The sequence below is a fragment of the Mycobacterium sp. NS-7484 genome (assembly GCF_001953975.1).
GTDB lineage: Bacteria > Actinomycetota > Actinomycetes > Mycobacteriales > Mycobacteriaceae > Mycobacterium.
Window position 1 is genome coordinate 1 of record NZ_MBEJ01000070.1, and the last position, 8,890, is coordinate 8,890.

Genomic DNA, 8,890 nt, shown 5'->3' on the forward strand with positions numbered 1-8,890 from the left:
CCCACCCCCCGGCCCCTCACCAAGCAGCGGCCCCGCCCCGGCCCGCCGCCCATCAGATCCTCACCAAGCAGCGCCCGGGCCGAGGGCCCGGCCGACTAGGAGAAGGGTCGTCGTCGGCGCTCAGAAGTGACTGGTGTTCCGCCCCGAAGGCCGGTTCAGAACCGGAGGCCTCGGTGGGTGCCTGCGGCACGTGAACCCTTTCGTTCGATCTGACACAGCGAACGACCGGGCAGTATGCGATCGTCCACTCGATATACAGGACCCCAATAGTATCGCGACTCGCTGGATTACCAGCCCGTCGGCAGGGGGTGGCCCTCGGCGAAGCCGGCGGCCGACTGCACCCCGAGCACCACGTTCTCGTGGAGTTCGGCGAGGTTGACCGCGCCGACGTAGGTGCACGTGCTGCGGACGCCCGAGGTGATGTGGTCGAGCAGGTCCTCGACCCCGCCACGGGCCGGGTCGAGAGCCATCCGGGAGGAGGAGATGCCCTCCTCGAACAGGGCCTTACGAGCCCGGTCGAATGGGTTGTCGCCGGCCGTGCGGGCGGCCACCGCACGCTTGGAGGCCATGCCGTAGCTCTCCTTGTACGGCCGCTCCTGGCGGTCGTACAGCAGGTCGCCGGGGGACTCGTAGGTGCCGGCAAACCAGGAACCGATCATCACGTTGGCGGCGCCGGCGGCCAGGGCCAGCGCCACGTCACGCGGATGCCGCACCCCTCCGTCTGCCCACACGTGCGCACCGAGTTCCCTTGCTGCAGCGGCACATTCGACGACGGCGGAGAACTGTGGCCGGCCCACGCCGGTCATCATCCTGGTCGTACACATCGCGCCCGGTCCCACCCCGACCTTGACGATCGAGGCGCCGGCCTCGATCAGATCACGCGTGCCTTCGGCCGACACCACATTTCCGGCCGCCAGCGGCAGACCGAGGTCCAACGCGGTCACCGATTTGATGGCGTCGAGCATCTTGGCCTGGTGGCCGTGGGCGGTGTCGATGACCAGCAGATCGACTCCGGCCTCGGCCAGGGCCCGGGCCTTCGCGCCGACGTCGCCGTTGATACCGACGGCCGCGGCGATGCGCAGCCGCCCGTTCGCGTCGACGGCGGGACGGTAGATCCCGGTGCGCACCGCTGCGGTCCGGGTCAACACCCCGGCCAGCGTCCCGTCCGGGGTGGTCAGCACCGCGAGGTCGATCGGTGCGTGCTCGAGCAGGTCGAACACCTCGCGCGGATCGGTGCCGACCGGCGCGGTGACGAAGTCGGACACGGCGACGTCGCGAATCCGGGCGAACCGGTCCACCCCGGCGCAGGCGGCCTCGGTGACCAGCCCGATCGGGCGTCCTTCGAACACCACCACCGCGGCCCCGTGCGCCCGTTTGTGCAGCAACGCCGCCGCGTCGGAGACCGAATCGTCGGGGCTCAGCGTCACCGGCGTGTCCGCCACCAGATCGCGGCTCTTGACGAACTGCACGGTGTCGGCCACCACGGAACTCGGCAGGTCCTGGGGCAGCACCACGATGCCGCCGCGCCGGGCGACCGTCTCGGCCATGCGCCGGCCCGCCACCGCCGTCATGTTCGCCACCACCACCGGAATGGTGGTGCCGGACCCGTCGACGGTGGACAGGTCGACGTCGAACCGCGAGGCCACGTCTGAGCGCCCGGGAACGACGAAGACGTCGTTGTAGGTCAGGTCGTACGGCGGGGTGTGCCCGTTCAAAAACCTCACGCCCCGAATCTACCCAGAACTAGTCAGGCAGTGACTTCGCTGCGGTCCCCGCTCCAGAGGGTGTGGAACTTCTGACCCGGCTCGGCGTCGGTGCGCTCGTAGGTGTGGGCACCGAAGAAATCACGCAGGCCCTGGGTCAGCGCCGCGGGCAGCCGTTCGGTGCGCAACGCGTCGTAGTACGACAGTGCCGAGGAGAAGCCGGGGATCGGGATGCCGAGTGCGGTGGCGGTGCTCACCACACGACGCCAGCTGTCGATCGCCGATTCGACCGCACTACGGAAATACGGTGCGGCGAGCAGGGTGGCCAGATCCGGCTCCGCGTCGAAGGCGTCCTTGATCCGGTTGAGGAACTTGGCCCGGATGATGCACCCGCCGCGCCAGATCGTGGCCAGATCACCCGGGGTGATGTTCCAGCCGTACTCCGCGCTGCCCGCCTGGATCTGGTTGAAGCCCTGGGCGTAAGCGACGATCTTGGAGGCGTACAGGGCCTGGCGCACGTCCTCGATGAATTGCGCGCTGTCGGAAGGCTTCTCGCCGAGCTGGCCCGAGGCCAGCCCGACGGTGGCCTTGCGCTGCGGCACCGAGCCCGACAGCGCCCGGGCGAACACCGCTTCGGCGATGCCGGTGACGGGCACCCCCAGATCCAGGGCGGACTTCACCGTCCAGCGCCCGGTGCCCTTCTGCTCGGCCTCGTCCACGATCACGTCGACCAGAGGCTTGCCGGTCTTGGCGTCGACCTGGCGCAGCACCTCGGCAGTGATCTCCACGAGGTAGCTGTCCAGCTCGCCGGAGTTCCACTCGGCGAACACGTCGGCGATCTCGGGGGCGGACTTGCCCAGCCCGTCGCGCAGCAACTGGTAGGCCTCACCGATCAGCTGCATGTCGGAGTACTCGATGCCGTTGTGCACCATCTTCACGAAATGGCCGGAACCGTCCGGGCCGATGTGGGTGCAGCACGGCACGCCGTCGACGTGCGCCGAGATCTCCTCGAGCAGCGGGCCGAGGCTCTTGTACGACTCGGCCGGCCCGCCGGGCATGATCGACGGGCCGTTGAGGGCACCCTCTTCACCACCGGAGATGCCGGCGCCGACGAAATGCAGCCCGCGCTCGCGGATGGCCTTCTCGCGCCGGATGGTGTCGGTGTAGAGGGAGTTGCCGCCGTCGATGATGATGTCGCCGGGCTCCATGGCGTCGGCGAGCTCGTTGATCACCGCGTCCGTCGGATCGCCGGCCTTGACCATGATCAGGACCCGACGCGGTTTCTCCAGCGCGTCAAGGAATTCCGCGATGGTCTCGCTGCGGACGAACTTGCCTTCCGAACCGTGCTCCGCCAGCAGGGCGTCGGTCTTGGCGATCGATCGGTTGTGCAGGGCGACGGTGTAGCCGTGCCGGGCGAAGTTGCGGGCGATGTTGGAACCCATCACCGCCAGGCCGGTAACCCCGATCTGTGCAGTGCCGGTGGTGCTCGACGGGGTCCTCGACGAAGTCATGCAGCAGCCTTTCGTTGTTTTGTTGTGTCAGAACGCCTGTCGGACCGGGTGTTATCCCAGCCCGGAGAACAGGCGGTGAAGCTCGGTGAGCCAGGGAACCGCGACGGCGACCGTGGGGACCACCAGAACAGCGGCGGCGGCCAGATAGGCGGTGGCCGCCAATGCCACGCTATTGGGCTTGCCGCCGAGGCGTCGCACCCGGATCACAGTGGTCGGCCCGCTCGCGGCCAGCGCGCCCGAGGGAATGCGCCCGCCGGCGCAGGCGACCAGTGCCCGGGCCAGGGGAGTGGGGCCGGCAGTCCGGACCGCGGCGTCGTCGGCCAGCAACTCGATCAACAGCCGGACCGCATCCAGGGCGTTGGCGCTGCGGACAAAGCGCGGGAACGCGGCGTGGACCGCGGTGAACATCTCCAGGACCAGGTCGTGGCGGGCGCGCAGGTGGGCCCGCTCGTGGGTCAGGATGGCCGCGAGCTCGTTGTCGGACAACGCGGTCAGCGTGCCTTCGCTGAGCACCACCCGGCTGCGCACCCCGGGCAGGCAGTACGCCAGAGGCTGTGCGACGTCGAGGATGCGCAGGCCGCCACCGGCCAACGGGCGGTGTGCCGTGCAGAGGTGTGACTGCACCGCCTGGCGTGACTTGCTGAGCAGATCGACCATCATGCGGTGATGGGCGCGCCGTCGCCGCGTGGCCACGGCCACCTGGACCACCGCTACACACAACCGGGCGCCGATGAGCAGCGTGAGGGTGAACACGACGACGTAGACGAGCCACAGTGGCCAACCGAGCGCATCGATCTCACTGGTGATCGTGGCGGTGGGGCGGCCGTCGGGACCGGGCACGAACAGCCGGCTGGCGATGGCGATGCCGGCCGAGAAGGCCGAGAGGACCGCGGCCAGCGCAACCGATTGCCACAGCACGATCGCCGCGCGCGGAGCGCGCAGTGGCCAAGTTGCGCGCGCCAGCACGGCCGGCACTGGTCCTACCAGCGCCAGCGCCAGGAGGGTGAAGGCCAGCGCGGACACGCCGTAAGTGTCTCTCAGGCGGTGCCCGAATTGCCAGCCGGTGGAGACAGTTGGTGCTTGCTCTCCAGCTCGGCCAGCGCTCGCCGCAGAGCCCGGGCTTCGTCGACGCCGACTCTCTCCACGAAATGGACCAGCGCGGCTTGGCGGCTGCCGGAATCCGCGGCCTGGTCGAGGGCATCGACCATCAGGCCGGCGACGAGCTCGTCGCGACCGTGTGTCGGCGCGTAACGGTGCGCACGATCATCGCGGTGCTGCACGACCAGATTCTTCTTCGCCAGTCGTTGCAGCACGGTCATGATCGTCGTGTAGGCCAAGTCGCGGCGGGCAGCCAGCGCCTCGTGGACTTGGCGCACTGTTTGGGGTTCGGGGGCGGACCACAGGTGATCCATCACCTCGCGCTCAAGCTCCCCTAGACGCGTCAATTTGGCCATGTTCCGTTCACTCTCCTGAGCAGTAAAGCCAGCGTACTACGGGTTTACTACCGCGCGTCGTATGTCTTTGGCAGCAAGCCGGTAAGCGTCGCCGCCGACGGTTTAGATCAAGGTCAGCGGCCGTTGCCGGACCGCTTGTGAAACCAGTCACACGGGGTAGCCCTCGTGCTGCCCGTGACTATAGTAAGGCTAACCTAAGTGAAACTGGAGCCTTCGGAGGTGGCATGACGGTCTTGATCGAAGATCCGCTGATCGCGGGTATGGCCATCGAGCGGACGCTGCCGCTGCATGAATCGAGCCGGCGTCTGCGCGAGCTGTATCCGGAATGTCCGCGGGTCTACGGCGTGGCCGTCGTGGGCGATCTGTCGCGCCGCCGGTGGTGGCCGCTGACCGAGGCGTTGACGGCGAATCGTTTGCAGGCGATGTTCGATGCGGCGATGGCCGAGACCGCCAATCGGGCTGCCGTCGCCCAGCAGTTGGCCGCCACGTTGACCCACGTGGTGATCGGGCGGGTGATACCGCTGCTGGCGCTGGAGGGCCGGGCCTGGGATACCGGCCTGGAGAACCTCTGGGTCCACGTCGACTCCGAAGGCGCGATCGACTGGGTCGGCGTCGTCGACCCGACCCTGCGCGGGCTGCCGGAGGATCCGGACTTGTCCGGCCGGGCCGTCCGCTACGCGAGTGCCACACATGACGGGATCGTCGCGTTGCCCAGTGAGGCGGCGTTGACCACCTGGGTCGCGCACCGCAGCCATCGTGCGCTGGAGCCGTTGTTTACTCGGCTGGTGGAGATCAGTGGCGGCGCGGTCTCGATCGCCGCGATGTGGCACATGGTGGGCGCCGCAGTGGTCGGTGCGGCCACCCAGGTCCCGATGCTGGCGGGATCCAGCGAAGTGGTGAGCATGCGGCGCAGCCAGGCGGTGCTCGACGCCCTGGTCGGCTTCGGCCTTCCGGTCCGCGGTTGCGTCCGTGCCGGGAAGGTCTTGCTTAATTAGGATAGCCTTGCCTAGTATGGAGGCACGAGACCAACGGACCGCGCCGGAGTCCTGAGGGCTGCAGAGACCCCCGGTCCGCTCGAGGGCGGGTCCCGCGTTCCACACCCGGGCCCCGCCCGCATCTTTTCTCCACCCCGCCGTGTAGACACGAGGACTGTGACCACTGATGCGCCCGAGGGGCTGGAAAAGGGATTCGACACCGAACTGGGCCTGACCTACCTCGAACTCACCCCGGACGGCGGTCGCGCGCAGCTGACCATCACCGAAAAGTTGCTCCAGCCCTGGGGCATCGTGCACGGCGGGGTCTACTGCGCGATCGTGGAAAGCCTGGCGAGCGTCTCCGGCCACATCTGGTTGTCGGAGAACGGCGGCGGCACCGTGGTCGGGGTCAACAACAACACCGATTTCCTGCGGGCGATCGGTTCGGGGACGGTGACGGCGGTGTCCGAGCCCATCCACCGGGGGCGGCGTCAACAGCTGTGGCTCATCACGATCACCGACGAGAACGGGAAGACGGTGGCCCGCGGTCAGGTGCGGTTGCAGAACGTCGCTGAATGATCGCGCCGAACGATCGAGCCGAATAGTTGAGCGCTGCCGGACCGCGCGCGCCATGGCAGTATCGCCCACTATGCGTTTGACCCCGCATGAGCAGGAGCGCCTACTCATTTCCTATGCCGCCGAACTGGCGCGGCGCCGGCAGGCTCGCGGTCTGCGGCTCAACCATCCCGAGGCCGTCGCGGTGATCACCGATCACCTGCTGGAGGGAGCTCGTGACGGTCGCACCGTGGCCGAGCTGATGGTCAGCGGTCGTGACGTGCTGACCCGCGAGCAGGTGATGGAGGGGGTCCCCGAGATGCTCGACGACGTGCAGGTCGAGGCGACCTTTCCCGACGGCACGAAGCTGGTCACCGTCCAGCACCCGATCGCATGATCCCCGGTGAGATCGTTTTCGGCGAGGGCGTCATCGCGCTCAATGCCGGTGCGCGCCGGGTGATCCTGGACATCGTCAACACCGGCGACCGGCCGGTGCAGGTGGGCAGCCACGTACACCTCCCGCAGGCCAACACCGCGCTGGACTTCGACCGGACCGCCGCCCGTGGGCACCGCCTCGACATCCCCGCCGGTACCGCCGTCCGCTTCGAACCCGGTGTCGCCCAGCGGGTTTCGTTGGTACCACTCGGCGGGAGCCGCGAGGTGCACGGCATCAGCCTGAACCCGCCGGGCCGGTTGGAGGACCTGTGACCGAACTGACCAGAGCGCGATACGCCGCGCTGTTCGGACCGACCGCCGGCGACCGGATCCGGCTGGCCGACACCGACTTGTTCGTCGAGATCACCGAGGACCGCAGCGGCGGACCGGATCTGGCCGGCAACGAGGCGGTGTTCGGTGGAGGCAAGGTGCTGCGCGAGTCGATGGGGCAGGCTCGTGCCACTCGGGCCGACGGCGCACCGGACACCGTCATCACCGGTGCCGTCATCATCGACCACTGGGGAATCATCAAGGCCGACATCGGGATCCGTGACGGCCGCATCGTGGGAATCGGGAAGGCCGGTAACCCCGACATCATGACCGGCGTGCATCCTGCGCTGGTAGTCGGTCCGTCGACCGAGGTCATCGGCGGCAACGGCCGCATCCTGACCGCAGGTGCGATCGACTGCCACGTGCACCTGATCTGTCCGCAGATCATGGAAGAGGCGCTCGGCGGCGGCGTCACCACGATCGTCGCCGGGGGGACCGGCCCGGCGGAGGGGAGTAAGGCCACCACGGTCACCCCGGGCGCCTGGCACTTGGCCCGGATGCTGGAAGCGCTGGACTCCTGGCCACTCAACGTCGCGCTGCTGGGCAAAGGAAATACGGTTAACCCCGCCGCCTTGTGGGAGCAGTTGCGTGGTGGCGCAGCAGGTTTCAAGCTGCACGAGGACTGGGGCACCACGCCCGCGGCGATCGATGCCTGCCTCACGGTGGCCGAAGCCGCCGGGGTGCAGGTCAACGTCCACACCGACACGCTCAACGAGGCCGGATTCGTCGAGGACACCCTGGCCGCGATCAAGGGTCGCGGTATCCACGCGTATCACACCGAGGGCGCCGGCGGCGGGCACGCGCCCGACATCATCACCGTCGCCTCGCATCCGAACGTGTTGCCCAGCTCGACCAATCCGACCCGCCCCCACACGGTCAACACCCTCGACGAGCACCTCGACATGCTCATGGTGTGCCACCACCTCAACCCGAGTGTGCCCGAGGATCTCGCCTTCGCCGAGAGCCGGATCCGGCCGTCGACGATCGCCGCCGAGGATCTGCTGCACGACATCGGGGCCATCTCGACGATCGGCAGCGACTCTCAGGCCATGGGCCGGATCGGTGAAGTGGTGTTGCGGACCTGGCAGACCGCGCATGTGATGAAGCGCAGGCGTGGCGCGCTCGAAGGGGACGGCCCGGCAGACAACAACCGGGTCCGCCGGTACATCGCGAAGTACACCATCTGCCCAGCCGTGGCGCATGGCCTCGACAGCGAGATCGGTTCGGTCGAGGTGGGCAAGCTCGCCGACCTGGTGCTCTGGGAGCCGGCGTTTTTCGGGGTGCGACCGCACGCGGTGCTCAAGGGCGGCATGATCGCCTGGGCCGCGATGGGTGACGCCAACGCCTCGATCCCCACCCCGCAGCCGGTGCTCCCGCGGCCCATGTTCGGCGCCACGCCCGCTGCAGCCGCGGCCACGTCGGTGCACTTCGTCGCACCGCAGGCACTCGAGGACGGCTTGGCCGATCGGCTCGACATCCGCCGAAAGTTGGTGGGCGTCAAGAACGTCCGGCGGATCGGTAAAGCGGACATGCCGCTCAACGACGCACTTCCCGACATCGAGGTCGAGCCGGACACCTTCACCGTGCGCATCGACGGCCAGGTGTGGCAGGAACAACCGGCCGCCGAACTGCCCATGGCCCAACGATATTTCCTGTTCTAGATGAGCAGCCTGACGACCCTGCTGACCCTCGCCGACTCGCGGTTGCCCACCGGCGGCCACGTCCACTCCGGCGGCGTCGAGGAGGCGGTGACCAGCGGTCTGCTCGTCGACCTCCCGACATTGCGTGCCTTCCTGATCCGGCGCGTCCGCACCAGCGGCTTGGTGACCGCGTCGGTGGCCGTCGCGGTTCACACCGGTGTGCTGGATCCTGTCGCCGCGAACGCCGAAACCGATGCCCGCACACCGGCTCCGGCTGCTCGCGACGCG

Annotated in this window: 9 protein-coding genes and 1 pseudogene; 6 read left to right on the top strand and 4 right to left on the bottom strand. The window is 68.4% G+C overall.

Annotation, left to right across the window (positions count from 1 at the left end; all coding sequences use genetic code 11):
- Window positions 1-287: 287 nt before the first annotated feature.
- From A5733_RS12975 to A5733_RS12990, 4 genes are read right to left on the bottom strand one after another with little or no spacing between them, the layout of a single operon-like run.
- Window positions 288-1,724 carry a GuaB1 family IMP dehydrogenase-related protein gene (locus A5733_RS12975; RefSeq protein WP_076240407.1) on the bottom strand — a complete coding sequence of 479 codons (1,437 nt, stop codon included), beginning with the start codon at window positions 1,722-1,724 and terminating at the stop codon, window positions 288-290.
- A gap of 23 nt (window positions 1,725-1,747) precedes the next feature.
- Window positions 1,748-3,214 carry an NADP-dependent phosphogluconate dehydrogenase gene (gndA, locus tag A5733_RS12980; protein ID WP_076240408.1) on the bottom strand — a complete coding sequence of 489 codons (1,467 nt, stop codon included), beginning with the start codon at window positions 3,212-3,214 and terminating at the stop codon, window positions 1,748-1,750.
- 51 nt (window positions 3,215-3,265) lie between these two features.
- The gene (locus A5733_RS12985; protein WP_076240409.1) at window positions 3,266-4,237 is read right to left on the bottom strand and encodes a M56 family metallopeptidase; all 972 of its coding nucleotides are present in this window, start codon (window positions 4,235-4,237) and stop codon (window positions 3,266-3,268) included.
- Window positions 4,238-4,251: 14 nt separating this feature from the next.
- Window positions 4,252-4,668 (bottom strand): BlaI/MecI/CopY family transcriptional regulator, encoded by a 417-nt coding sequence (locus A5733_RS12990; RefSeq protein ID WP_076240410.1) that lies wholly within the window; start codon window positions 4,666-4,668, stop codon window positions 4,252-4,254.
- A 224-nt stretch (window positions 4,669-4,892) separates the two neighbouring features.
- Here A5733_RS12990 and A5733_RS12995 point away from each other — a divergent pair, with 224 nt between their 5' ends.
- The 6 genes and pseudogenes from A5733_RS12995 to A5733_RS13020 all read left to right on the top strand — a co-directional run.
- Window positions 4,893-5,663: an iron reductase gene (locus tag A5733_RS12995; RefSeq protein ID WP_067773500.1), complete on the top strand. Its 771-nt coding sequence runs from the start codon at window positions 4,893-4,895 to the stop codon at window positions 5,661-5,663.
- A gap of 156 nt (window positions 5,664-5,819) precedes the next feature.
- The gene (locus A5733_RS13000; protein ID WP_076240411.1) at window positions 5,820-6,221 is read left to right on the top strand and encodes a PaaI family thioesterase; all 402 of its coding nucleotides are present in this window, start codon (window positions 5,820-5,822) and stop codon (window positions 6,219-6,221) included.
- Window positions 6,222-6,291: 70 nt separating this feature from the next.
- A complete protein-coding gene (locus tag A5733_RS13005; protein ID WP_076240412.1) occupies window positions 6,292-6,594 on the top strand; it encodes an urease subunit gamma in 303 nt (100 codons plus the stop codon).
- The gene (locus tag A5733_RS13010; protein ID WP_076240413.1) at window positions 6,591-6,905 is read left to right on the top strand and encodes an urease subunit beta; all 315 of its coding nucleotides are present in this window, start codon (window positions 6,591-6,593) and stop codon (window positions 6,903-6,905) included. The genes A5733_RS13005 and A5733_RS13010 overlap by 4 nt, the downstream gene beginning before the upstream one ends.
- On the top strand, window positions 6,902-8,623 hold the full coding sequence (locus A5733_RS13015; protein ID WP_076240414.1) for an urease subunit alpha: 1,722 nt from the start codon (window positions 6,902-6,904) through the stop codon (window positions 8,621-8,623). Before A5733_RS13010 ends, A5733_RS13015 begins: the two co-directional genes overlap by 4 nt.
- Window positions 8,624-8,890 (top strand): annotated as a pseudogene (locus tag A5733_RS13020) (urease accessory protein UreF); the annotation flags it as partial. It lies immediately after the preceding gene.